We start from the raw sequence: 25,582 nt of genomic DNA, 5'->3' as shown, positions 1-25,582 counted from the left end.
CCCTCCGCGTTTTAAATATTTAGAAAACGATTTCTAAACTTATCATTTCGCTAAAGGGGTCTTAAATCCTGCTATGCGATTTTGGCATGTCTTTATCTAATTTTTACTGGCGGGCAGCTTGGAACTCACAGATGCGTTGATTTTATCGCGGAACTGCTGGATTGCCGGGATATTCGTTTGTTCGCCGTTTTTGCTCTTGGCGAATACCGCCCCTTCCGTCGTATCGAGAATGGAGAGCAATTGTTTAGTCAATTGACCGGTAATCGTTCCGGCATGCGTAGTCGCCATTTGCTCGTATTGGCTTTTCACTTCCGGCAGGATCAGGAACGTATCGTAATCGAATATCGGCGTATTGTTAAGTCCGATCAAGTACATGTTCAAATAGTTCAAATATTTAATCTCGATCGCTTTTCTTTCCGGCGTATCCGGGAATGCAACGACATAGCTCTCTGCAGCGAGCGCGCGGTTAGCCAGTTCGTCCCATGAAATGGCAAGTCCTGCGTCTCTGGCGGTTGCCGCATCGGATTCCGTCGCCATGACATCCAAATAAGCTTTCATCGAGATCGACATTTTGTCCGCGTACGAGACCAGCTTGCCGTAATCCACGATCGGGAAAATAAAGCCTTCCGCCGTAATCAGCTTGTATCCCCCGCGTACGTCCTTTGAACGAGATCGCGAACGGCGGCGTCGCCGATCGATTCGGCTTTTTCCTCGGTAATCGGCCACTCCGACTTGGATAGTAGCTGTTGCACTTTTTCCGCTTCGTACTCTTTCTCGACGCCCGGCAAGTTTTTAACGTAATAAGCCTCGAGGGAACGAACCATATCGTCTGCCTGCGCAGGCTCCACTTCCGCGATTAACTCCTTAAACGATGCGAACAATTCATTAGCCGGCGGACTAGCCATCGCGCTATCTTGGAATTGCTTCAGGATAAGCTCGCCGGGGTCTTCGCCGGGTTCTTCCGAATCGCTTGCCGTAGGTAGCGGAGTCGATGACGAGGTTGGCGAGGCCGATGGACCTTCGGAACCGTTATTTTTGGCTCCGCAGGCGGTAAGAACGAGCGTAAGTGCTACGATAGCGACTCCCCATTTGAATCTTTTTGCCGATTTATTCATCATGATACCCCCATGATCTTATGTCTGATATTTATTTTGACGGTATAGAACCTTTTTTAGTTGCAAAATTACCTTTCAACCTATTTCCTTTCCTCTCGTACTATTGTGCGACTCCTTGCGTATGGATACTCCTGATGTAGGAAAATATTGTCGAATAAGGACTCTGTGTGTAAAATATTAGGAAAATAACTGCGAGGGCATCGCCATGAACGAAATATGGTCACAGAACCTATCATCAATTATTCTCGCTGCGATTGGTGCTATCCTTATATTTGGTATGACAGCACTCATGAAAAGATCAAAGAAATTTGAGGAACTAAAGTGGATATATGATAGGGCTCGCATTACCGGCTATCTGATGCTGGTATCAATCATTTATTTAATAGTCCAAGCTATTGTTATAAGCAACCGCTAATACTCCGTGCCATTGTGTTAATTATTTCTAGACGTGTCTATTGCACTTACTGGGTCATTACTGCATCAAATTTTCGTTATGTGCAGTAAGTAATCTGGATTGAAACCTTGTCACCAGTCTGATCGTATTCCTTATAAACATTTATTGGAGGATATTTCCATGAATACCACACTTTCCGTTGTAGCTTTAATTTCTGTTTTCATCATTTTCACATTATTGATAGGGATTGTAATTTTTAAGAAGCTCAGTAAACTTTCCACCTCTCATTACAATTACACTCCATTTGATAACATAACAGGTCACTCATCAGTTGAGTTCCATGAAGAGAAAGAAGAACATGAAGATGAGGATGACCAGGGTGACGATAAGGATAAGTTTCGATATAAGTTAAAATAGTTTTAATTGTACCCCGGCGTATCTGTTGCGCTTAATGAATCTATTGTTCAGTTGCTCACTAGTTCGCTTGAATCTTATGCAGCACTATCGTCTTAAAGGCAAGAAAGGATTGTCTAAGACGTCCCCTTACAGGTATGCACACTCAAATTAAACCGCCACAGCACTACAACTCTTCCTCTCTTAGGTCTAGTCTAAAAATAAATGGATTTATCCCGTTATTTCCATATATGAGAGCTGTACTGCACTGAATAGATGGATAAATCCATTTGTTTTTTGCTGTTCATTCGATCCCGAAGGGGAGAGGATCGGATTAACTGTACTTTTCCATTTATTTGCTTATGATGGTTCAAATCCGAGATAATTAGCTGTATAAATCCATTTAATTGTCAATCGCACCTCAATTTCGCACACCAATTCCGACTCAGTCGGTCATTCCTGCAGCCATCTACAAATTTTCGTCCATCATCATCCCTACGCAACAAAAATAGGCCGCCATAAGATTACTTATGGGATGGCCTATTCGTGATCGAACTATTGCGAATCTACGATTGCCAGAAGCTTCTGAATAACGATAGCCGCTTCCGCGCGAGTCATAACGTCGTTGGGACGAAGACGGTTGCGATGATCCCCCTGCAGCAGTCCCGCTCCGACGCTCTTCGATAAACTATCTTGGAACATCGCCGAAATATCGGACTTATCCATGAAATCATCCAATGAACCCTTACCGACAGGAACCTTAACAGATAATCGCTCAACCGTCCGCGCGAGAATGACCGCCGCTTCGGATCTCGTCATCGCGGCTTCCGGAGCGAACTCGGTCTTCGTTCTTCCGGTAATGATTCCTGCTTGCAGGGCGGAAGCGATATCGGCCGAATACCAGCTCTTCTCGCTTACGTCCGTGAAGCTCTGTTTCGCATCCCAGCTCCGCAGACCGAATGCCCTGACGATTAGCGAAGTGAATTCGGCGCGGGAAATCTTTAGATCCTTACCGAATCGTTGATCGGTTACGCCATTAACGACATGTTTGGCCGCCAGTTCGGATATCGATGTGTATGCCCAGTGCGAAGCCGGCACATCTTGGAAGTACTTATCATATTCCAGAACACCGTACTTGCTGAAATGGTTCACGTTAGCATTCATGAATCCCGATGTAACCCGTCCTCCGACATATTCCAGACTTCCATCTTCGTCTAAGAAGTAGACCCCTGACAAGGAAGGATTAACATCCGCCTCGATTTTCAAAGAAACTCGAATCGGTTTACTCAGTGAATGAACGTCTACGGATGGCTTATCGGAGTGTATGAATTTCAAATTCAACTCGTAAATGTCGCTTCCTTGTTTCAACTTTACATTGGCTCTAGGCGCGAGACTTTGCAATAAAGACGTTGCAGCTTCCTCCTCTACCTTGATCACCTCGAGGGAAAGCGTCCAATCGCTCAACCCTGCGGCTTGAGCTTGTTTGAATAACGCGTCCATTACTTCCGGCGTAAGCGTAATCGTTATTCCTTGCGAGAACAATTCGATCGGATGGGACTTGGCGTCCTTCAAAATCACTTGAGAGATCCGAATCGTGTCGACCCCTTCCGGTATCGCTATCCGGACGACTCCATTTTCTTGAGATTGAAGAAGCTCCTTCTTCACCTCAAGCACGCCTAATGCGTCCGATGTCGCCTTACCACCGCCGGAGCCTCCGACGCTTCCGGATGAATCGCCATTTGCACGAATAACCGTGATCGGACGGGTCGCTTCGCCTAGAGCCGTAGTTGCTCTCACCCGATATTGCCCGGGAGAAATCGTGGAAGGTATGTCAACGACCACGCTAAATCGCCCTTCGGAATCCGTCGCCGCCGCCTTCGATACGCCGGCTACCTTAACCGTTACATTCGCGTTACCGACCAAGCCCCCGTTCGCGTCTTTAACGCTCCCTCTGACGTGCATGCCCGAACCGGCAAACACGTTGTCGTTCGGCACTTCTAACATTAGAGTATGCCTATTGTCCACCTGCTCGGAAGCTCCTACGATCAGGGATCCCGACAAGCTGTCTCGAAGGACCTTTACCGATCCGCCCGTCGGCAAAGAATAGGTCGCATAGGCTAACGCCGGATAAAGAATAAGCGCATCCACGTCGGCCGCTGTTAAAGCGTCCGGGTTTTCCAGCGTTAACGTAACGGTTCCTTCAGGCAAATCCAATGTATCGATTCGTTTGATTTGAACCGTATCGCTAACCGATGATCCTTGTAAGGATACCGTCTTCGGCGATAGATCATTAAATCCGACCTTAACCTTAGCGTTCGGATTTGCGATATAGCTTAACATCACGTCGTATCGTCCGGCTTCGGGCACGTCGATGTCAAACGTCTTTTGCTGCCCCGCGGGCATTTGAACATAACTGGAACCGGAAAGATCCGTATTCGAGTACCGAATCTCCGGCACGCTCATTTTGTAAAGCTTTCCTTCCGTCACCATGGCGTATCCTTCATGCGCAGGCGTTTTCGTCGATACCGCTTCAAACACGATTTCCAATTTCACGGTTCCCTCGGGAATTTTGGCTACCGGCGTCGTTTTGACCGAGCTTGCTCCCGCATACCAGGTACGGGCGTGATATTTCATGTCGTTGGCGTCCGCGACCCGGACTCTATCTCCGTTGGCCTTGATTGCGTAAACTTCCGCTTTCAGCGTCGTATCGAATTCAACCCTCGCCGAGAACTCGAGCTTCACTGCATCGCCAACTTGGAAGCTTCCGGCTGCACCGCCTACCGGCAGTTCGGTTTTGATAACGCTTCCGTTAAACAATCGGATATTATTGTAGCCGGTCGCGGCAACGAATATCGCTCGAGTCCCCGTCCAATCGGGATACACTTCCCGCACGCCGTCTATCGCTTGGACGTCTTCATAAATTTTTGCCTCGTCAGTGCCCGAGTCTGCATCCTGCTTAATCAGTGCGAGATCAGGGTCATTAAGCCCGCCATTCGGGAACGACATTCTCTCGTCAGGCGCGGCAACACTTTTGTACAAGTTCTCCACATCTAGCGTTTGAGCTTGATTCTCCTCTGTCTGGCGGGCGTATAAGTAAGATTTTGCTATAGGATTATCCAATACGCGCACGAGGACGCGAATGGCTTCATCGAGCGACTCCCCGCCGCTGTTGATGTTCACTTCCGTATCGTATAAACCATCGTAAGCATATCCTTCCGCCTCGTTGAACATCGGAAATTGACGCACGTTGTTTCCCGTCCACCAAGATGCCGCAATCCCCGCAAGCGCCGCGTACTTCTCTTTTCCGGTTACCTCGTAGAGCGCCAAGAAATTATCGACGTAGCTTGCGGTTCCGTAATTAATTTGCGGGTAAGGCTTCTTATTCGGATGCATCGTTTCCGCTCGTCCGGAAATCAACAAATCTCCCAGAAAGCTGTCCGCCGCGTGTTCGGCCGCTTCGATCCATTCCGGTTGTCCGGCGATTTGTCCTGCGTAGGCCATTGCGCGAATCTGAATGCTGTTCCATTCATCCCAATTGTACGCTCCCGGCACGCCTTCATAGTGATGCATGAAGCCTCCATAAGGGAAGTCCCGGAAATCTCCGAACTTAGCAAGCGCCAGTCCTTCTCCTAACCTACGGACGGATTGCCGAATGTCGGCTCTGATCGACTCGTTATCCGCCACTTTCATATGCTCCGCCAACGCATTGATCGCCGTGGAAGTAAGCCAAGTATCGCCGAGCAGCAGCCACTTGGCTTTACGTACGCCTCCGGCCTCTGAATATTGACCATAGAAAGGATCCGTGTTCTCCTTCAGCCGCTTCAAGCAAAGAGCAAGCCGCTCCTTCACTCGACCGGCCAACGCGGAATCTTCCGCTTTCAGCCTCGGAAGAGCTGTCGCGAAAGCTTCATAGGACCGAACCGCCCACCAACTGAAGCTCTTTTGCGAAGAAGCACTGTCCTTGGGTCTGATCGTGCCGTCGGGATCCTTAACCACGAAGTTGTCGAAATCCCCATCGCTGTATTGCATCCACATTAGGAATTCAAGCCCGCGCTTCACCTTATCGTAACTGACATCGTCGCCGTACTTCTCATAATGCTCCGCGAACGCGATAACCGCTCGCGATACGTCGTCAACTGCCGCAAAGCCTTCTTGCGGATCGCCGACCCAAGCATAGCCCTTGGACAGATCGTTCCGGTCTATCGGTTCGGAATAAAGATGCGTTATCATCATCGGAATTCCGTCGATCGTTACATTCTCGTTCATGAATAAGAAGTGCTTGAGATTCAGATAAAATTCATCCTTACGGTGAAGCGCGAATTTGTTAAAGAACGACAGGTCTTTCGCGGTCAACTGGCCGTCTTTATCGAAATCCGCGCTAACGCCATAAGGACCGTTTAATATTCTCTCGCTTAACCACGTAGCATCCGCTTCATCAACCGCACTATCTCCGTTTAAGTCGTATACGGATGATGCCGCTCTCTCCGCCGTTATCGTTAATTCCTTCAACCGGACGGGAACGCTCGTCTCATTGTGCAGTTCAATCCAAAGCTCCGTCGCTCCGTTTCGTATGACTCCTCCATTGTTGATGACGCTCCCGTTCGCAACGAACCATCTACCGCGTTCGGTTCCGGCAATATCGTTAACATCCCGTAAAGTGTATTGTCCGTCGTTCAGCCTGACAAACACGCCGTCCGTCCGGTTAACGACCGACGGCACGAACAAGCTCGCCTTCACGCTCACCTTGTCGCCGGGTTGCGGAGAGGTTTGCGCATTGCCGATCGGCAAGCTTCGCCAAGCAGCGGCCCCCGGTTGGAGATAAGCCCCTGTTCCGAAAATCGCTTTTCCATTCGTATCCCAATTGCCGGAGAGAGCTTGCGAGAAATCTCCGTTCGGTACCGTATAGGGCTTAACGCGATTATCGGAATCTACGCCCCACACCTCTACTCGGGAAACTTCGATGGTTCCGGCCGTATCGTTATGTAATTCGACCCATAGCTTATCCTGATTCGCAGGGATACGACCTTCTAGATTTTTGAAAGTGGAGGTCAGTTCAACCGGTATTTCGCGCGCAACTCCGGCCAGACTGTCAATCTCGGCCAGTGGAGAGCCTGCAACGAGACGAATCAACACATTGTCGTCCGTCGTAACATCGCTGCTGAGCGTTGCGTACACTTTGGCATAAACGGCGTCGTTCACGCTCGGTCCGCTAGCATCATTGGTGATGTTAAGAGGTTGCCAGATGGCCGCGCCCGGCTTTAACTCAAGATAATGCTCCGACCTGATTTTATCGGTAGTTCCGGTCGTATTGTTGTTGTTCCAACCCGTCAATCCTTGGTTGAAGTCTCCGTTGTCCATGGCATAAGTAACTTGAATCGTATCCCCTGAGGCAGCAACTGCCCGGAGCGTAAACATAGGGATCAACAGCACAATAAATAATACAAGCGAGACTAATCGCTTCACAATCATCCCCCCTTAGTCATTTCACTCGATCCAAATGATACTCAGTAACTTTCATATTCCAAGAATGGATCCTTAATCTCGATCCGATAGGCTTCCGCATCGCTTGCCCCCACGTATAAATCCGCTAACCCGCCGGCTTTGCGCACGATGCCGCCACTGAAAATAATATCTTTCAAATCCATCCTTTTGGCAGCACCAGCCGGGAAGTTCTGGCGCATGGCGATGATTTTCATCGGAGAAGCTATCGACGTCTCGGGATGGAAGGCGAATGTGATCGCCCGATACCGACGGTTCACTCCGTCGAATTCCGCAATATGACCTAGCACGCCCACGTAACCGTTCGCCAATAGGTGAGGCTCGTTCGCTCCCCCCCACTCCAGCGGGGAAAATTGATTGTTGAATGTCGGCGCGCGCGCGATAATATCCGCGGTTACGTCTTCTAACGTGGAGACTTTCGTAAACCCGATAACACTCCCCGGACCTCCCCCCAGTAAGCCTCCCGGTCTGGACAACACGCCGATCTCGCCGTTAGCGAGTTCGAGTAGCCGGACGTCCTTCATTCGATCGGGACCGGTTAGAAAGGGCTGCAAGCTGCGCACATCTTGTCCCCGGTAAAAGCTGGTTACCCAGGAAACGATGTTCTCGGGATGGAGAGGGTCACTGATGACGGCCACGCCTCCGAATATAAGCTCGCCCTTAATCCGAGTAACGAACGGATCTTGCAATTCGAATGTCGGATAATCGGGATGCGGCGTCCAAACATCTCCTTGCTGCCGGAAGAAAAGAACGTCCGACCTTTCGGTCGTCCGTCCTTCCACCCGGCCTGCTATAATCAAGCTGCCCCGATCCATAAACGGTGAAGTAATATTGTAAACATCCTTACCGTCAACGCCTTCGAAGAGAATTCGTTGTCCGCCATTCAATCGATCCGATCCTACAAACTCCTCTACCAGTTCCGCGCAAGTCTGATATTCTATCTGTTGTCGTATCATGTCTATTCCTCGATCCTTATTGGCCTTCATAAGGATTGGTCTTCAGAAATTCGTTAAATTGTTTCTCTAGCTCCTCGCGCACCTTCGCATATCCAGCTTTGTCGAAATCCTTCTGAACTTTTGCCAACGTTCCTTCAATGTCATCGGATACTCCGTCACCGATCGTTCTTAATAGAGATTTCACGTCATTGAGCTTTGCCGTCTCATTCTTCACGTTGTCCGTCACGAAGTTGAAGCCTGCGGAGAGCTTCTTGAAGAAGAAGTTCGTATCTCCAAGATTGTTTAATGTCGTGACGACATCGTCAGGAGTCGTTGCATCGTAGCGCACCATCGTCGGGTTCCAAGATAACGTAAAACCAGGGAAGTTATAATTGCTCGCCGCATCTACGCCAGCAGGAATGGAATATTTGGTGTCTCCTTCGGCCGTCCAATGTTTGCCTTCGATCCCGAATTCGAATAAGTCATGATTGCTTTGGTTCGTGAACAGCCAGTCGAAAAACTGCATCGTACGTTCGATGTTCTTCGAATTAGAAGGGATAGCGGCGAAGTTCCAAGCTTTGAAATCGCTTCCTACCGCTTTCGGCGTTCCGTTAAGATAGCCGGGGTTGATGATAAAGTAACCCAATTTCGCTCCAGGTATCGCCTTCTCGAGCTGTTGCTTCTCGGATGCATAGATATCCAGCGTACGAACGACCGAAGCCGCTTTTCCCGACATGAATTGACCATCCGGATCTTTCTGAGCCAAGATGTCCTTCTCCAAATACCCTTTCGTATACCATTCGCGAGCCAACTTGTAGCCTGTCAGTGGATCCATCGATTTCAAGGAATCGGGAATAAGCGCTATAAATTCCGGATCGCTCCATGGATTGACGGTCTTAGCGACGTAGACCGTTCCATCCGGTTTGATGGCGATGCTGCTGTTCGTACCCGCTACATTCGTTTCGTAATTATGCTTCTCCGTAATTGGTTGTACCATCGTAAGCAGCGTATCGGAAAGTAAATCCTGGTTACCGTTCCAAGTAAGCGGGATCACTCCTTTCTCGTTGGCTAAGATCGCATCGTAATATTTCGTCAAATCCGCTACCGACTTGATCTCCGTAACTCCGTACTTCTCAGCAAGATCTTTACGATAATAGATAACTCCGCCGCCATCGAACCCGTGCGTGAATGGAATACCGTAGATATGAGACTCGCCCTTGGCATCGATGAAACTGTTGTTTTTCAAATATTCGGGTGTGAACGCTTTCTTAAGTCCCGGGTATTTATCGTTATTGAAATAAGAATCCAGGTTAGCCAATTGATCCTTAGCTATCATCTGATTAATATTCGGAGCGGTCCATTGCGCGGTAAACGCGCTGTCCACTTGCTCTCCACCGGCAATCTTCAGTGAAACTTGTTGCCCGATGTTATCGAAGGTCGTGAAGTTGAACTTGAGCTTCGTATTCAAGGTATCTTTGGTTTCGGCGTAAAATTGGTCCAGCACAGCCTGCAAATCATTCACGTCGGCGGTTCCCGATGGCATGAAAAACTCCAACGTGACTTCCTCCGGCGGAGCCTTGACGGATTCGCTCGGTTCGGTAGATTCGGTAGGTTCTGTTGTTTCGGATGCATGTACCGAAGCTGCAGGCGTCGATGCGCTTGGTGAACCGGCGTTCTCGTTCTTGGAACACGCTGCCAGAACGGACAGCAACACAATTAAGGCAGTACCCATAACCATACTTTGGATTGTTTTTCTAAACATTCTTAACCCTCCCGGAATGAAATTCTATGCTAACCGGCACAGCCGGCAATAGCCTTCCTAAATCTTCCTCAGCCTTTCACCGCACCAATGGTTAACCCTTTAATGAAATACTTCTGAAGGAACGGATATAAAAGAATTATTGGACCGATCGATACCATCGCCGTCGCTACCCGGATCCCGATCGTCGGAACCATTTCTCCGCCTAGGGCAGCTCTCGCCGCAGCGCTCAGCGAAGAATTCAGAAATTCGGCCTGTTGCTGCAATCTCATAATTAGAAACTGTAAAGTAAACAATTGCTGATCGTTAATGAAGAGGAGCACCCTAAACCATTCATTCCAATACCCGATGGCGGCGAATAAACCGATCGTAGCTAGAATCGGCATCGATAACGGAAGAATAATCTTGAAGTAGATGTAGATCTCGCTCGCACCGTCGATCTTAGCCGATTCCGCTAAAGCTTCGGGGAGCGTAGAGAAATAGTTCTTCATCAGGAAGACGTTAAATCCATTAAGTGCAGCCGGAATAATGAGCACCCATATACTGTTCTGCAAATGTAGGAAGCGGGTTGTTAAAATATAAGTAGGAACAAGTCCGCCATTAAACACCATCGTGACGTAGCAGAAGAAAGCGAGCTTGTTTCGATATTTTAACGATTTAACGGATAGCGGGTAAGCAAACGAGCTAGTTAGGAATACCGTGAGAATAACCCCAAGAATCGTTGTTATGATGGTAACTCCATAAGCTCGATAGACGCTTCCGGTTCCCGTGAAGATCAATCGGTAGGCCGTAAGATCGAAGTTTCCGATCCATAAGCTGTACCCGTTCCGTATAAGCTCAAGCTCGTTCGTGAAGGATGCCATTAGAGCAATCCACATCGGGATAACGCACATTAAAGAGAATAGTCCGATCGCCGCATAGAAAACGAATAACATCGTCCGATCCCCAAGAGATTTATGATTCATCGCCGTACCTCCTCTCTTCATTGTTAGAACAACGCTGAATCCTTCGACATTTTGCGAGTAATCGCGTTAACGGAGACGACGAGCACGAATCCAACGAAAGCTTGAAACAAGCCCACGGCGGATGACATTCCGATGTCGTTGTTCATCCGAAGCGCCCGATAAACGTAGGTGTCGATAACATCCGTTGTTGGTCTAAGCAGAGGGTTATCGCCGATCAGAGCGAAAATCATTCCGAAATCGCCGTAGAAGATACCTCCTACAGAGAGAATGAGTAACATGATCGTTGTCGTCTTGAGCATCGGAAGAGTGAGATAAATAATCGATTGGAATCTCGAAGCCCCATCGATCTTGGCGGCCTCGAACATCTCTTGGTCCATGCTTGAAATGGTAGCTAGATAGATGACGGTACCGAACCCGACTCCTTTCCACAGTTTCAGCAGCACAAGTATGAAAGGCCAAGTTGAAGCATCCTGATAGAAATTAATCGATTCCATGCCCAATGCGTTCAATATCCCGTTAATCACGCCCGTATCGGTAGAAAATATCGCGATGGAGAAAATGGAAACCACGGTCCACGACAAGAAGTTCGGTAAAAACATGAACGATTGGGTCAGCTTCTTGAACTTGTTGCCCGCTACCTCGTTCAAGCCAACAGCCATGAAAATTTGAACGGCAAGTCCGGTCAAGATAAACAAACTATTCAAATATAACGTGTTGAACGTGATCCCTACCCAGTCGCCGGAGCTGAAAAAGAACTCAAAGTTATCCAGTCCCACGAATTCGCTGCCCATTCCGTAGAGACCGGCCATCGGGTTGTAGTCCACGAAGCTCAGGTACAGTCCGACCATGGGCAAATAATTAAAGACAATCAGGAACAGTACTCCCGGCAAGGTCAGGAGGTACAGATAACGGTTTTTCATGATTTCACGCAGAAACGTTTCTTTACTCTTGGACTGTACTGACGATTGTACCGACGTTTGCATCCGAACTCCTCCTTAACGCATCGTAGGACGATTTGCCGATTGTACTTGCAGATTTGCTCTTATATGATCAAGAGATGTTTCCGCGTAACCGACGCACGTATCGCTGGCCCCGTAATAAATTTTCACGATATCGTTCTCGACAAGAACGCCACAAGGAAAAATGACGTTTCCGAAAAAACCCTCGACTTCAAACACCTCTTCCGGCTGCATGAACGGTGTCTCGCTTCTCGCAATGACTTTCCAAGGCTCGTTCTTATCCAATAAAAGCGCTCCTAGACAATAATGATTATCCTTGTTCGCACCATGGTAGATTTCAAGCCAGCCTTCCTCGATCTCGAAAGGAATTGCGCTCGCTCCGATTCGTCCATCATCCCAGTATCCTTCGCGCACGTTCGCCAGATGGCGATGATTTCCCCACTGCCTTAGGTCACTAGACTCCGCAATCCACATCTCCGGTTTGCCGTAATGAGAGCAAGAAGGGCGATGAAGCGCGTAATATTTCCCTCGGACTTGTCTCGGAAATAGGACGACATCCTTGTTGTCCGGATGGAAGACGTTACCTTCGCGATAGAAGGTGACGAAATCCTTCGTCGTCATCATCCCGGTACATATGCCATACTCCGAGATGGCCGAGTAAGTCATGTAGTACGTATCTTCGATTCGGGTAATCCGGGGGTCCTCGATTCCATAGCTTTCGTACATCGTACCTGGAAGAATCGTAGGCTTATCATCGATCTTGAACCGGATTCCGTCACTGCTTCGTGCGACACGCAAATGGGATATGGAGGTTAAGTAATTTTTCTCGGGCGTCTTGATCACTCTCACGTCGGAGAAATCGCATTCTGGAGTTTTGGCGATCGTTCGTATGGTCATTCGATTGGAAGAAGCCTCATAAAACGGCGTCAAATAAATATCCGGATTGTCGTTAATCGGTCTCTCCGCGACGCGAAGCATCAAGATCACTTCGTCCTTGTACTTGGTCACTCCGGCATTAAATACGCCAATGACTTCCCACTCATTATTGGAAGCGCTAACATCTTGAGGCGAAATAATCGGATTTTGTTTCGAGCGGATAACTGTCATGTTATTTCTCCCCATTCCTGCCGATTTCAGCATTTAAATACTGAATGATTACCTAAATTTACCTTATGTAAGCGATTATAATTTAAGTTAATTTATTTTGTCAACGTAATTTATTAAGTAACATTTAGTTAACTAATTCACAGGGATAAATCATTGAACTGAACGATAAAACCTTCTACATTTCATCCCATATAGAAGTAATACTCCTAAATACCGCTATAAATCGACATTCGGTGCAGTTGCAATAATGTAAAAAGAGTATCTTTTGTAAAGTAACTTTCGTGATTGTTATACTTACAATTGACTTATAAAGTTACTTTAGTTAATATTCTATGAAGAGGAAATATTTTTATTCTTAGGAGACTGCTGCCATGCAATCGGGAAAAGTAACTTTAGATACCATTGCAAACATACTAGGCGTAACGAAGGTTAGTGTCTCTAAAGCGCTCAACAATCAGCCAGGTGTAAGCGATGGACTGCGGAAGAAGATTCTCCAAACCTCCAATGAGCTCGGATATTTGCACAAGAACGCAAAGCTTACCAAGTCCGTGTCCAAGCTCGGGATTATTGTTCCGAAGCGCTTCTTCCTCGATACGGATAACTTTTACACGAAAATTTACTACTATATGAATCAAGAATGCTCCCAAAGAGACATTAGTCTATCTATTTACTTGCTTGATCCAGAACAAGAGCAATCCAATAGCGTCCCGCTGTCCCTCGCTCAGGATCTGTCCGATCTTAATGGATTGTTCATAGCCGGCGAAGTCAGCGAAGCTTACGTCAAGTTGCTGACCGCCTATCCGTTCCCGGTAATTGCAATAGACTTCTACAAATCGGATATCGCTCTTAATTGCATTATTCCCGACAACTTTCAATCCGGTTATGCCGTCACGAAATACTTAGTGGATAGGGGACACGTCGATATCGGGTTCGTCGGCAACCCGCATTACACCTCTAGCGTTATGGATCGTTATTGCGGGTATTTGAAAGCTCTCAACTACTATCATCTGGAATGGAACAAACAATGGATGCTCGTTAACAACGACGATAACGGCTCGTACGTAATGGATTTTGAGTTGCCCAACAAACTTCCCACCGCTTTCGTATGCCACTGCGACATGGCTGCCTACAAGCTATTGCTTAAACTTCAAGCGGAAGGCATATCGGTACCCGATCAAGTATCGCTTATCAGCTTCGATAACACGGACTTAAGCCAAACCATCGTACCTCCCCTTACTTCCGTGGACATAAGTAAACATGAATTCGCGATCGAAGCCGTTGTTCGGATGTTAGGATGTATTAAACATCCGGAGGCGCAACCCAAAAACATCTATTTGCAAAGCAAGATCATCGAACGGGAATCTGTAAAACGGTTGTAGAAGCCGTGAGAGGATAGGAAATAACAAACATAAACGTTCACATGCTGTCCTTAGGGATAGCATGTGAACGTTTATGCCGGAGTGATTTAGAAATTTATTGGTCTTAAAACCGAAATCAGGTTTCAACCCGGGCTCCCGCCCGGTACGTCGCTCCCCTCGCGTGTGGATTGACTTGGTTCCATCATCGGCTCAAATTCCCAATGGAGATCACCTCATATCGTAATTTCCTTCTCGGGAGCGTGAATGGGATTTTTAAAAGATTGATTGCTATGCATCAATGTTACGGTCAGACGGTCAAAATGACCGTCTCATATGAGATATTGTTCTGTTGAACTTGTGAAGCGGTCAAAATGACCGTCTCAACATACATTTCGGGGTAATTGCGCCAATTACAAGCGTCCAGACGGTCAAAATGACCGTCTGGACGGGAAAGTTAGCTCAATTACTTCCGTTTAACGGTCAAAATGGCCGTCTCGGAAGATGAAGCCTCGTGCTATTCAGTTTCCTATAAGAGCCATTTGTTATTTCACAACACGACCCGCTGACGCTTGCGAGCAGACTCCAAACAGGCGTCGATCAATCTCATGCTCGCGACGGCATCCTGAGAAGGATAGGCCGGCGGCTCCTCGCCCCGCACGACCTTCGCGAATTGATCGGATTGCGCGACGTAAGCGTCGACTCCGTAAGGGCCTTCCTTCCGGATAGCGGATCCGACCTGAATCGTAATATCGTCGTTTTCCTTCGAAGGAAGGAAAGACGGCTTAAGGACGATCGTCCCTTCCGTGCCTACGATCTCTAGCTCGTTACGGAACGTCGCCCACATGCCGCAGTCGAAGGTCAGCGCTACGTTACCCGGAAATTCGACTAAACCGGAAGCCATCATATCGACGTCATCGTGCTCGGGAGAAAATAACGCGTGCACGGTAACCGCTTCGGGCTCGACGCCCATAATGAGGCGAGCCGCGCTGAGCGGATAGACGCCCACGTCGTATAGCCCTCCGCCGCCCCAAGCTTTGACTTGCCGAATATCCCCCGTGCTTGCTGCCCCGTTGTATGTAAACACGCCGCGAATAGCTCTCAGATCTCCGATTTCTCCGCTTGCGATAATCTCTTTCACTCTCGCGATTCGCGGATGATGCCTGTACATGAAAGCTTCGGCTAGATGAACTCCGGCTTCCTTGCAGCAATCTACCATCTCTTGAGCTTCGGATGCATTTAGCGCCAACGGCTTCTCGCACAAGATATGTTTTCCGGCTTTAGCCGCCGCGATCGTCCATTCTTTGTGCAGATGATTCGGCAGCGGGATGTAGACGGCGTCAATGTCCGGATCCGCCAGCAGCGCCTCGTAACTTCCGTAGGATTTGGGAATGCCGAATTGCTCGGCCTTGGCTTTCGCCTTGCTCTCGTCCCGGCTGGCAATCCCGATCAACTCTCCCGTTTCCGACGCTTGAATCGCCGGAATGACGGCACGATCCGCGATCGCCGCGCAGCCAAGAATTCCCCAACGTAACCGTTTCATCGTTCGATCATCCTCTCCTTTTCCCATTATCCCAACCATTATAGCATGTTTGCCCGTCTTTCCGACAAAGCCGATATAGGGTACAATGAAACGAGCAAAAGACATAGATTGGGGAGAGACAGATGCCTTACCGCTTAATTGCCATGGATCTTGACGACACCTTACTAACCGACGAGCTAACCGTGTCGGACGCCACTCGCCAAGCGATGAACGCCGCGATTGCCCAGGGCGCCCATCTGACGATCGCGACGGGAAGAATGTTCGATTCCGCCCAGAAAATCGCCCGTCAAGTCGGACTGAACGTGCCGATCATCACCTATCAGGGCTCGTTGATCAAGAACCTGCTAGACGAGGAAGTTTTGTACGAACGCTCCGTTCCCGTAGACGTAGCTAAACAAATCTACGATTATTGCCGATCTCACGGCTTGCATCTTCAAAGCTATATCGCGGATAAGCTTTACGTATCCGAAGACACCGACAAGATCAAAGGATACGCGAAGCAGTCCAACATTCCCTATACGATCGAGCCCGATTTCGGTCGGATCATCGCGAACGAGCGTCAAACGAAGCTGCTCATTATTGACGAACCCGCGAAATTGGACGCCCTTATGCCCGAGTTGAAGGAGCTGTTCGGTTCCCGGGTCCACTTGACCAAATCGAAGCCGAACTACTTGGAGTTCATGCATCTGGAAGGCACGAAAGGCCATGCTTTGCGTTTCCTCGCCTCTCATTACGGCATTCCGATGGAAGAGACGATCGCCATGGGCGACGCGATGAACGACCACGAGATGGTGCAGGCCGCCGGCCTTGGCGTCGCGATGGCGAATGCCGTTCCCGCGCTGAAGGAAATCGCGGATTTCATTACGCTTAGCAACAATGACGACGGCGTTAAGCACGTGCTGGATAAGTTTGTTTTGAACGCGTAATCGGGCTTGTACCCCGAAAAACGAATAAGGAGCTAACCTCGAATCTCCGGGGTAGCTCCTTATTCGTTATGTCCTTGCCTCAGGATCGGCGACGATAAACATATTCGTATAGTAGTACCAAGGTCCGGGTTCCGCCGTTTCGAAAGTGGCCACCGGAAGCACGTAGACTTGCAGAGCATCGCGTTTCTTGAATGCCGTTATCTCTAGTTCATGGCGGCCGGCCGGCATCGTGAATTCGGCGAATTGCCGTTCATGCGTGCGATGATAAGCTGGCATGAAATCATCGCCTTCGGCGCTATCGATGATCGTCTTCCCGTTTAGGGTCGCTTGGACTCGTACGTTGGAAGCGACGTTAAACCTTATGCTTCTCTCGGTCGGATTGATCAGCCAAGCGCGGGCGCGATATGCGCCTTCCGTTCCTTCGCCGGAATCGCTCCCCGAACGGGATTCCGCGCCCCACTCGATGAGGTTGCCGCTGGCATGGACCACCTTCTCCGAATCGCTGCCGGGCTCTCGGATCAACCACTCCTGCATAGGAACCAAATAAATCGATTCTTTCAATTCGGCCCACGGAGAATGGTCATGAAACCGTTCGATAACCGCCGTCAGCTCATACTGGGTTTCTAACCGTCCCGCCGATTGCATCGCGAAGGAAAAATCCATGGATTGCGAAGGCGCAAGCTTAAAGGCTTGTCCGGAATCTCCTTGCCATTCCTCCGGCAACCGCAGCGAGAGGACTCCCTCCCATTGTTCTTGGGTATGGTTATGAAGCGCAAGCACGAGGGTCTTCGGTTGCCCGTGTCCGATCGAAGGACCCTGATCGCCGTATTGAACGATAAGCTCGATCCCTTGGCCTTCTAACGAATTCCTCGTAACCATTCGGTGATCGACCGAGACGTTCCGAGTCCATAATTCCCTCACCGCTTCATTCGATTCGAGATCCAGCACGCCCAGCCGCGTCTCCAACTCGGAATGCACGATCAAATCCATGTCCCATGCGGCCAACACCTGCTTGCCCATGCGAATCGTTCTTCTCGTTAGCTCGTCCAGGTTCCGCGGAGCGGGAAAGCCTTTGATCGGAGGGCTGACGACGACCGATTCCCCTACGGGCCGAACCCATTTATCCGGCAAGCCCTCGGGCCCGTCGATCATTCCAAGGATCGCGCCTAACGTCGCGGCCGTGCAATCGGTGTCGTAGCCGCAGTTAACGGCCTTGAGCACCGCGTCCTCGAAATCGGTTCCGTACAACCAGCCAAGGATCGTGAACGCGATATTTTGCGGAGCGTCCGTGAAGTTATTGCTGCCGTGATGTGACAAGATCAAGCTGCGCGCTTCTAACCAATCTTTGCCCTCCGCGTGCCACGCCAGCAAATCCCTTAACGCTTTCGCGGTTCGGCACGTCTCGGGAATATAAGTCATGCCGATCCGGATGAGCTCGTCTCTATCTTTCACGACGAAGATAGCGCTCTGGATGGCGGCGAAGAACATCTCGCCGTAGACGCCCTCCCCTCCGGCATGATCGACGATCGCATCCTCGTAAGCGTAACGCGCAGCGAGATGCGGAGCGCCCGGAGCGACCATTGCCCAGATTTCGGAGCGGATCGGGGCGCCCATGCAGTCGGCGAACGGATTGTTGAACGATCCCGCCACGGGAGCGATCAGCCCTCTTCTTAAATTCGTTATCGCGTATCCGTACTCGTCGAAGGGGAAGAAAATATGTTCGACCCACTCTTGCCCCAGCTCCCGGCTAGTCAGCTTCGGTCCGTATTGTTCCAACGCGTGCAGCCACACCAGCTGTAAATCCAAGTCGTCGTTCTCGAGCGGTCCGTCCGGCAACAGAGGGTAGAAGTCCAACTTGAGCAGCTCCTTTTTCCCCTCTACCGGAGCCCCTAGCGTTCCTCCGATATTTTTACCTAACCATCCGCCGTAAATCGTACGATAGTACTCCCGTTCGTTAATGACATTCATGCTTCGTTAACTCCTTCGAGTTCAGATTATGATGTTAATGCGCGACCATGACGTCGTCGTAATAATAAGCTCCGACGGGCGATTCGCCCGATCCGAATTTGACGGCCCCCACATCGGCGGTAGCCGTCTCCAGCGCTTTATTGTGCGCCTTCAATACGCCGTCGATATACAGATCGTACGTATCCGTTGCCGTATCTATCGTCAGCAGAACATCGTACCACTGGTTCACGTTGTACGTCATGAAGGGAGACCAACTCGTGCCGTTATTCGCGTAAATCTCCCCTCCGCTATTGAACCCGATCTGCAGCAATTCGGCTCCCGCGGAATTATCGATGAGCAGCGACTTCCAGTTCGTCTTGTCGGCAATGTTCATTCTCGCTTTTACGGTTACGACGCCGCTTGCGGGAGCGAAAGTTCTAGCGCTTACGATGCCTCCGCTTCCGGTCTTGTTCACTCTCACGCTCTTGTTCGTCGCGCTCGGCACGTTCTCCACCGTAATGCCGGGGCTGCTAGTCCATCCGACCGGACCCGTTCCGGAGACTTGACCGTCGAACGTTTCCTTAACGGCTAGCGGGGATACCGTAGCCTTCACGTTGTCGAAATAATAAGTTCCCGGATTGGTTTCTCCCGAACCGAATTTAACGAACCCGACATCTTCCGTTGCCGTCTCGAGTTTTACGTTATGGACTTTCCGTACGCCGTTCACGTAAAGATCGTAACGATCCGACACCGTGTTGACGACGACGCGAATGTCGTACCACTGGTTCACGTTGTACGTCATGAAGGGAGACCAACTCGTGCCGTTATTCGCGTAAATCTCCCCTCCGCTATTGAACCCGATTTGCAGCAATTCCGTACCCGAGGAATTATCGATGATCAACGACTTCCAATTCGTCTTGTCGACCACGTTCATTCTCGTTTCGACGGTAACGATTCCGCTGGACGGAGTAATCGCTCTTGAGGTGACGATGTCTCCGCTTCCCGTCTTGCTTACCCGCACGCTCTTGTTCGTCGCGCTCGGCACGTTCTCCACCGTAATGCCCGGACTTCCGATCCAGCCGCTAGGCTGCGATCCTGTAGCTTGACCATCGAACGAATCGTCCAGCAACGCGTCGGAAGGGGAGAAGACGACGTCGGAGACATTTCCTTGAATGCCGATGTTTCCCGATGCCGCGTTGGTGACGAACGCGCCGCCTCTTTTGTAATTCGTAATTTGAACGTTTTTTACGTAGGAGGTGCCGCTCGCGCCCTTGATGAGCGATTGCATCTCTCCGCCGCCGTAATAATCGATATTTTCCAAAGTGACGTCTTTAATAGCCGCTCCGTTGCCTTCGCCCGGGAATCTCTCGTCCGTCCGCAATTGGAAAATCATCGATTCGCTTGGATTTCTGAAGCTTTCGATCCGGATATCCTGGAACAAAACGTTCCTGATCTCGTTCCCCCCGTTCGGCCACAGCTTCATAACTCCGTTGAATTTGCCCAGGTCGTATACGCCTTGTTGAGCCAAAACGTCGATATTTCGCACGGTAATATCCGAGATATCTGCGTTCGCCGCCGTACCTAAACCGATCAGCACGATGTGGGCGTCGTCTCCCCAGAATACGCTGTTCCGGAAAATATTATGAGAGCCCGGTCCGTAATGATACATCACGACATTGTCGTCATTCGATCGGATGAACACGCCCTCCACTAGACCGTTGCTGCTCGCGCTCATATGAATTCCGTCCGCGTTAATCGTGCTGCCGAAGATGTTTACGTTACGGACAACGGGTCTTTCGGAGAAATTCATGACGATCGTCCACATCGGCGAATCCAGTATCGTGATGCCTTCGATTTTGTTGTCGCTGCCGCCGATGAGCCAGATCGCGCCCGCCCTGCTTTCCGCCAGCGTCGTCGGATAATGGGTCAGCTCGCTCGCGTCCAATATTCCCCGGCCGCCGATCGAAATATTGCTTACCCCGTCTCCCATGAAGGAACCTTTCACGACGGCTCCCGCTTCGATGTAAACCTTGTAATTATTTTGCGATAAGAAGAAAGATTCGCCGGCATGCCAGTTTCCGTACTCCGAGCTCGATTTCATTTGGGTAGCCGGATTGCCGTCCACGACGCGCCCGTAATTGGGCATCGCTCCGGCGATCGCTCTGTTCAGTGCCAGGTTGGTCGTCCCTCCGACGGCGTATAATTCAAGCTCGTTCACGTAAGAACTGAGAAAATCGCGACCCGTCCCGTTGTTACCGGTCAACTTCAAACGGACGTAACGGGCGCTCTTCGCAGGGAAAGTTATCGTAATCGACCCCGAATCCAAATTGCCTGTGCCGTCATAGGCAATCCGGTAGGCATCCGTTTCGTTCGATTTCGTCTCGAGCACGAACTTCTGCGGATCTACCGTTGTCGCCGCTCCGGCCTTCCCTTGATTGAGAACGAGCTTGTCGATGGAGTAAAAGGCTCCCAAATCCAGCTCTACCCACATCCCCCTCGGAAGATGGTGCACGCCGGGCTTAAAGTAGTATGTATCCTTGCCTGCCGGCAATCGCAAAGGAATCTCATCGCTAGGTCCGATGACGTAAACGTTGGATGCGGCGTCCGAAACAGCTCCCGTCTCGATCGGATTCGTCACGATATGCAGCACTTCGTTTTCCCAGCCGTTATTGATCCGAAGAACAATCTTGCGCGGAGAAGACTCGTTCTGCGTCACGGGGAAAATTAACGTATTTCCCGAAACCGCCGGAGTTAATCCGTACGAAGTCGGTCTTAGATCATAGGAAGATACCGTTCCGATCGCATACACGACTTTAATCTCGACCGTTCCGTTAAAGTCGAAGTTGACCATCGACGAAGCGGCTAAGGAACCGTCCTGATGCCCTACGTTGACTTTGTATTCGAAGAGATCGATCCAAGCGGAATCGCCCGCTTTGCGGACTTGAACCTCGAAGGCCGTATTGGCCGGCGTTCCCGCCGGCGGCGACCATACCCTCAACTCGTTGCTTCCCGAAGCCCGTGCCGCTCCTCCGAACGCGATTCCGGAAATCAAACCGATGCCTAAGCAAAAAATAACCAAAAGCTTTAACCAACGTAGCGGCATTGCGTTTCCCCTCTTTCTCGTCAAATGAATAGGCCGTGATCCATTCGAAGCTTATCAAGAAAGGAGGCATGACTCGCGCCAGCCTCCGCAATACTGTTCGTCGTTTATTTATTTTTCGCCCATTCGTCCAATTGCTTCTGCTTCTCCGCGATGACCTTGTCCAATCCCGCAGCCTTCAGAGCTTCCCGATACTTCGGAATATAGACTTCCGGATCTACGGAGCCGGAGATGATCGCATCCTCGAATTGCTTCGATACGTTAGTGATCGCCGCGATTTCGTTCTTCACCGGTTCGGAATCCCAAGCGAATCCTAGCGCGATCGACTTCTCGGCTTGCTTGTTGAATTCGCTGAACGCGTTCCACTTGTTCGGATCTTCATTCGGGAACAAGTACGTGTTCATCTGGTTGCCGAACATCCAAGCCTCGTTGCGGTACCCGACCGTTTTCGCGTCTACGCCTTCCGGATAATCGATCGCCGTATCGGACTTCTTGACGTAATGCTTGTTCTCGATACCGAAATCCAGCATATTGATCAGCGTCTTGTCGCTATACAACATATTCAGGAACATCATCGCCCTCTCCGGATCCTTCGAGGTTTTGGAGATCGCCAGCATAATTCCCGCTACGGTTACCGTCGTCGTATAAGGAACGTCCAATTGCTTCTGGACGACGGGGAAACCCCAAGCCGTCGACATCTCGGCATCCTTGCCCGGCTTTAGCTCTTGTTGAATCGCGAACGCTTTGCCGGCTTGCATCAAACCCCAATCCTTGACGGTTGCCGCGTCTTTATTAACGAGTCCGTCCTTATACCATTTATGAGCGATTTTGGCCACTTCCATATATTCCGGCACTTCCGTTTTATCGATCACCTTCAACTCGCCGCTATTTCTGTTCAACACGCCGAACCCGTCTCCTAGCCCGTCGTATTGACCGTTCAACACGAGGGAACCTACGAAACGATTGTTTCCTTCGAACAACGGCGTGATGCCCGGTTCTTTCTCTTTGATCATTCGCAGAATCGGATCGAGATCCTCCAAGCTGTTGATTTGGTTCAGATCGATATTGTATTTGTCGACCAACGCCTTGTTGAAGAGGAAACCGTTAGCTCCGGCGAATTCCTTGTTCGTCGGCGTTCCGTAAATCTGGCCTTTTACTTTAAGACCGGATAGAATTTCGTCTCCCAGCACGCTTTGGATATCTTGACCGTGTTCGGCGATCAGTTCGTCGAGAGGGAGATAGGCTCCCTTGGCTACATTGCTGTAATAGCCTAACGTCGCGGCGGATATTACGATATCGAAGCTCTCCTTGGAGGCGAACATCAGGTTGGTTTTCTCCAGCCAAGATCCCCAGTCGATCGGTTTCAGTTCGATCGTGGCGTTGATCTTGCTTTTTAAATACTCGCTCAGCGCGCTCTGCACTTCTAGCAGATCTTTGGGAGTGTCGCCGGGATATACAAGCGTGATCTTGTACGGCTCTAGCTCGGGTGCCTTGCCTTCTCCTCCGTTTGCCGTCGTTTCCGACGGTTGGCTCGGGCTTGCGTTAGAACTTGCGCTTTCGGCGGTAGAAGCCGGTTTATTGTTGCCGCATCCCGCAATCACCAGGCTGAAGCTTAGAACGAAAACCGCGATCATGAACATTTTTTGTCTTAAAACCGACATGTTTACCCCTCCAATGATGTGTTCGTTTTCTAGCCTTTTACGGCTCCGACAGTCAAGCCTTTAACCAAATATTTCTGAAAAAACGGGTACGCCAGCACGATTGGACCGATACCTATGATCGCCATCGCCATGCGGACCGTTTCTGTCGGCATCTCCGAGAGAAGCTTCCCTATGTTCGAATTCTGCGTGTTGCTCTGAAGAAACTGAATGCTGAGCAGCGTCTTCGTCATTAAATACTGCAAGGAAATCAAGCGGGTATCGTAAATGAATACCAAGCTGTTGAACCAATCGTTCCAGTACCCCAGCGTCGTAAATAGACCGATCGTGGCGAGCACCGGAAGAGATAGCGGCAGCACGATCCGAAAGAACGTTCTCCACTCGCCCGCCCCGTCGATCTGCGCGGATTCGATCAGGGAGTCCGGAATCGATGTCGAGAAGAAAGTACGCATGATGAGGATGTAAAACCCGTTCATCAGCAAGTTAGGGACGAGCAGCGCGAGCAGCGTGTCTTTCATATGAAACAGGTTCGTGTACACCAGATACCAAGGAACTAGACCTCCGTTAAAGAGGATCGTAAAAAAGACGAAGAACGCGAGCAAGTTTCGTTGCGGAAAATCTTTCCGGGAAAGCGGGTAAGCGAGCATCGAAGAAATGAGCAGGCTAGTTAAAGTTCCGACTACGGTGACTAGAATGCTGATGCCGTATGCGTTGATCAGCCTCTGCGCGTCTCCGAGCAAATAGCGATACGCATCCAGACTGAACGCTTCGGGGAAGAACGAGTATCCGTTCGCCAGAATCGAACGTTCGTCCGATAAGGAAACGATCGCGACGAGAAGCAGCGGGACGAGGCAGGCCGCGCAAGCCAGTACGAAGAAAACGTGGATCAGAAGCTGCGCGGCCGACGAATTCTCGCGGATCCGGTTACGGCTTGCTCTCTGCAACGGCACGGCCGCGTTAGATCTTGCGTTCATGGGGTTCTCTCCTCTTAGATGATGGGCTAGAATAGCGCGTTCTCTCTATCTACCTTCCGTATCAACAGATTGACCGAGAAGACGAGGAGGAATCCGACAACCGATTGAAACAGTCCCGCGGCGGACGACATCCCGATATCTCCCGTTTGAATCAAAGCTCTGTATACGTACGTGTCGATGACGTTCGTCGTCGGCAGCAGGATTCCCGTGTTCATCGTGACCTGGTAGAACAATCCGAAGTCCGCATAGAAAATACGGCCGACGAGGAGAAGCGTCATAACGATGACAACCGGCCGGATTAAGGGCAACGTGATTCTCGTCATCTGTTTCCAGCGATTGGCGCCGTCGATCCGTGCCGCTTCGTAATATTCATGATTGATTCCCGCAATCGCGGCCAAATAGATAACGCTGGAATACCCGATATATTTCCAAGCATTCACCAAGACGAGAATGAACGGCCAATACTTGGCCTCCATATACCAGGAGATTGGCGGCAAACCCAGTTTCTTCAGGACGCCGGAATTGATAAAGCCGTATTCCATGCTCAGAAAGCTATAAACCAGATAACCGACGATGCTGAAGGATATCAAGTAGGGAAGGAGCAGCACGCTCTGATAGACGTTCTGAAGAAATCTCTTCCTGATTTCGTTCAGCAGCAACGCGACGGTCAGCGCAACCGCTAAGTTAAATACGATGAACACGGCGTTATACAGCAGCGTATTTCTCGTGATAATGTAAGCGTCTTGCGTCGTAAACAGGAATTGAAAGTTTTTGAAACCGGCCCATCCGCTTCCCCATAGCCCGTCCGTGTAGTTGAAGTCTTTGAAAGCGATAATCGTTCCGAACATCGGCAAGTAGTTGTTGATAAGCAAATAGATCAGTCCCGGCAAAACCATTATCCATAAGGACCTGTATTTGACGAACGTTCTAGGCATTCAAGGCTCACGCTCCCT

17 protein-coding genes are annotated in these 25,582 nt (G+C 49.9%); 3 read left to right on the top strand and 14 right to left on the bottom strand.

Going from position 1 to position 25,582, the window contains the following annotated elements:
- Window positions 1–96: 96 nt before the first annotated feature.
- On the bottom strand, window positions 97–726 hold the full coding sequence (locus tag HH215_RS32710; protein WP_169283716.1) for a hypothetical protein: 630 nt from the start codon (window positions 724–726) through the stop codon (window positions 97–99).
- The gene (locus HH215_RS32705) at window positions 636–1,118 is read right to left on the bottom strand and encodes a hypothetical protein (RefSeq protein WP_169283715.1); all 483 of its coding nucleotides are present in this window, start codon (window positions 1,116–1,118) and stop codon (window positions 636–638) included. The genes HH215_RS32710 and HH215_RS32705 overlap by 91 nt, the downstream gene beginning before the upstream one ends.
- Before the next feature lie 571 nt (window positions 1,119–1,689).
- On the opposite strand from HH215_RS32705, the gene HH215_RS32700 reads away from it, so the two are divergent.
- Window positions 1,690–1,926, top strand: coding sequence for a DUF3951 domain-containing protein (locus HH215_RS32700; RefSeq protein ID WP_169283714.1), 237 nt, complete (start codon window positions 1,690–1,692; stop codon window positions 1,924–1,926).
- Between the two features lie 531 nt (window positions 1,927–2,457).
- Here HH215_RS32700 and HH215_RS32695 read toward each other — a convergent pair.
- From HH215_RS32695 to HH215_RS32670, 6 genes are all read right to left on the bottom strand, one after another.
- On the bottom strand, window positions 2,458–7,365 hold the full coding sequence (locus HH215_RS32695; RefSeq protein WP_169283713.1) for an S-layer homology domain-containing protein: 4,908 nt from the start codon (window positions 7,363–7,365) through the stop codon (window positions 2,458–2,460).
- 41 nt (window positions 7,366–7,406) lie between these two features.
- Complete coding sequence (locus HH215_RS32690) at window positions 7,407–8,357, bottom strand: DUF1861 family protein (RefSeq protein WP_169283712.1); 951 nt, start codon at window positions 8,355–8,357, stop codon at window positions 7,407–7,409.
- Between the two features lie 16 nt (window positions 8,358–8,373).
- Complete coding sequence (locus HH215_RS32685) at window positions 8,374–10,098, bottom strand: extracellular solute-binding protein (RefSeq protein WP_169283711.1); 1,725 nt, start codon at window positions 10,096–10,098, stop codon at window positions 8,374–8,376.
- 68 nt (window positions 10,099–10,166) lie between these two features.
- Entirely contained in the window at window positions 10,167–11,060 is an 894-nt protein-coding gene (locus tag HH215_RS32680; RefSeq protein ID WP_169283710.1) for a carbohydrate ABC transporter permease, read from the bottom strand.
- Between the two features lie 23 nt (window positions 11,061–11,083).
- Window positions 11,084–12,043 carry an ABC transporter permease gene (locus HH215_RS32675; protein ID WP_169283709.1) on the bottom strand — a complete coding sequence of 320 codons (960 nt, stop codon included), beginning with the start codon at window positions 12,041–12,043 and terminating at the stop codon, window positions 11,084–11,086.
- 12 nt (window positions 12,044–12,055) lie between these two features.
- On the bottom strand, window positions 12,056–13,126 hold the full coding sequence (locus HH215_RS32670; protein WP_169283708.1) for a glycoside hydrolase family 130 protein: 1,071 nt from the start codon (window positions 13,124–13,126) through the stop codon (window positions 12,056–12,058).
- Window positions 13,127–13,497: 371 nt separating this feature from the next.
- Here HH215_RS32670 and HH215_RS32665 point away from each other — a divergent pair, with 371 nt between their 5' ends.
- Window positions 13,498–14,505, top strand: coding sequence for a LacI family DNA-binding transcriptional regulator (locus tag HH215_RS32665; RefSeq protein ID WP_169283707.1), 1,008 nt, complete (start codon window positions 13,498–13,500; stop codon window positions 14,503–14,505).
- Window positions 14,506–15,031: 526 nt separating this feature from the next.
- On the opposite strand, the gene HH215_RS32660 is transcribed toward HH215_RS32665, so the two are convergent.
- Complete coding sequence (locus tag HH215_RS32660; RefSeq protein ID WP_169283706.1) at window positions 15,032–16,024, bottom strand: Gfo/Idh/MocA family protein; 993 nt, start codon at window positions 16,022–16,024, stop codon at window positions 15,032–15,034.
- Window positions 16,025–16,146: 122 nt separating this feature from the next.
- On the opposite strand from HH215_RS32660, the gene HH215_RS32655 reads away from it, so the two are divergent.
- Complete coding sequence (locus tag HH215_RS32655) at window positions 16,147–16,950, top strand: Cof-type HAD-IIB family hydrolase (protein WP_169283705.1); 804 nt, start codon at window positions 16,147–16,149, stop codon at window positions 16,948–16,950.
- Between the two features lie 66 nt (window positions 16,951–17,016).
- Here the strand turns inward: HH215_RS32655 and HH215_RS32650 are convergent, their stop codons facing one another.
- From HH215_RS32650 to HH215_RS32630, 5 genes are all read right to left on the bottom strand, one after another.
- Window positions 17,017–18,918 carry an ADP-ribosylglycohydrolase family protein gene (locus tag HH215_RS32650; protein ID WP_169283704.1) on the bottom strand — a complete coding sequence of 634 codons (1,902 nt, stop codon included), beginning with the start codon at window positions 18,916–18,918 and terminating at the stop codon, window positions 17,017–17,019.
- Window positions 18,919–18,952: 34 nt separating this feature from the next.
- Entirely contained in the window at window positions 18,953–22,000 is a 3,048-nt protein-coding gene (locus tag HH215_RS32645) for a discoidin domain-containing protein (protein WP_169283703.1), read from the bottom strand.
- A 104-nt stretch (window positions 22,001–22,104) separates the two neighbouring features.
- Window positions 22,105–23,658, bottom strand: coding sequence for an ABC transporter substrate-binding protein (locus tag HH215_RS32640; RefSeq protein WP_169283702.1), 1,554 nt, complete (start codon window positions 23,656–23,658; stop codon window positions 22,105–22,107).
- 29 nt (window positions 23,659–23,687) lie between these two features.
- On the bottom strand, window positions 23,688–24,629 hold the full coding sequence (locus HH215_RS32635) for a carbohydrate ABC transporter permease (RefSeq protein WP_169283701.1): 942 nt from the start codon (window positions 24,627–24,629) through the stop codon (window positions 23,688–23,690).
- Window positions 24,630–24,655: 26 nt separating this feature from the next.
- Window positions 24,656–25,564, bottom strand: coding sequence for an ABC transporter permease (locus HH215_RS32630; RefSeq protein WP_254450297.1), 909 nt, complete (start codon window positions 25,562–25,564; stop codon window positions 24,656–24,658).
- Window positions 25,565–25,582 lie beyond the last annotated feature (18 nt).

Origin of the sequence: Cohnella herbarum (assembly GCF_012849095.1) — a bacterium.
GTDB classification, from domain to species: Bacteria; Bacillota; Bacilli; order Paenibacillales; family Paenibacillaceae; genus Cohnella; species Cohnella herbarum.
Note: the sequence above shows the minus strand (reverse complement) of the source record. Positions and strands in the feature narration are given on the sequence as shown.

Bases quoted from the DNA above. Each gene is read 5' to 3' on its own strand.
- HH215_RS32705 (WP_169283715.1), bottom strand. From the start codon at position 1,118: ATGATGAATAAATCGGCAAAAAGATTCAAATGGGGAGTCGCTATCGTA.
- HH215_RS32700 (WP_169283714.1), top strand. From the start codon at position 1,690: ATGAATACCACACTTTCCGTTGTAGCTTTAATTTCTGTTTTCATCATT.
- HH215_RS32690 (WP_169283712.1), bottom strand. From the start codon at position 8,357: ATGATACGACAACAGATAGAATATCAGACTTGCGCGGAACTGGTAGAG.
- HH215_RS32685 (WP_169283711.1), bottom strand. From the start codon at position 10,098: ATGTTTAGAAAAACAATCCAAAGTATGGTTATGGGTACTGCCTTAATT.
- HH215_RS32680 (WP_169283710.1), bottom strand. From the start codon at position 11,060: ATGAATCATAAATCTCTTGGGGATCGGACGATGTTATTCGTTTTCTAT.
- HH215_RS32675 (WP_169283709.1), bottom strand. From the start codon at position 12,043: ATGCAAACGTCGGTACAATCGTCAGTACAGTCCAAGAGTAAAGAAACG.
- HH215_RS32670 (WP_169283708.1), bottom strand. From the start codon at position 13,126: ATGACAGTTATCCGCTCGAAACAAAATCCGATTATTTCGCCTCAAGAT.
- HH215_RS32665 (WP_169283707.1), top strand. From the start codon at position 13,498: ATGCAATCGGGAAAAGTAACTTTAGATACCATTGCAAACATACTAGGC.
- HH215_RS32660 (WP_169283706.1), bottom strand. From the start codon at position 16,024: ATGAAACGGTTACGTTGGGGAATTCTTGGCTGCGCGGCGATCGCGGAT.
- HH215_RS32655 (WP_169283705.1), top strand. From the start codon at position 16,147: ATGCCTTACCGCTTAATTGCCATGGATCTTGACGACACCTTACTAACC.
- HH215_RS32650 (WP_169283704.1), bottom strand. From the start codon at position 18,918: ATGAATGTCATTAACGAACGGGAGTACTATCGTACGATTTACGGCGGA.
- HH215_RS32645 (WP_169283703.1), bottom strand. From the start codon at position 22,000: ATGCCGCTACGTTGGTTAAAGCTTTTGGTTATTTTTTGCTTAGGCATC.
- HH215_RS32640 (WP_169283702.1), bottom strand. From the start codon at position 23,658: ATGTCGGTTTTAAGACAAAAAATGTTCATGATCGCGGTTTTCGTTCTA.
- HH215_RS32635 (WP_169283701.1), bottom strand. From the start codon at position 24,629: ATGAACGCAAGATCTAACGCGGCCGTGCCGTTGCAGAGAGCAAGCCGT.
- HH215_RS32630 (WP_254450297.1), bottom strand. From the start codon at position 25,564: ATGCCTAGAACGTTCGTCAAATACAGGTCCTTATGGATAATGGTTTTG.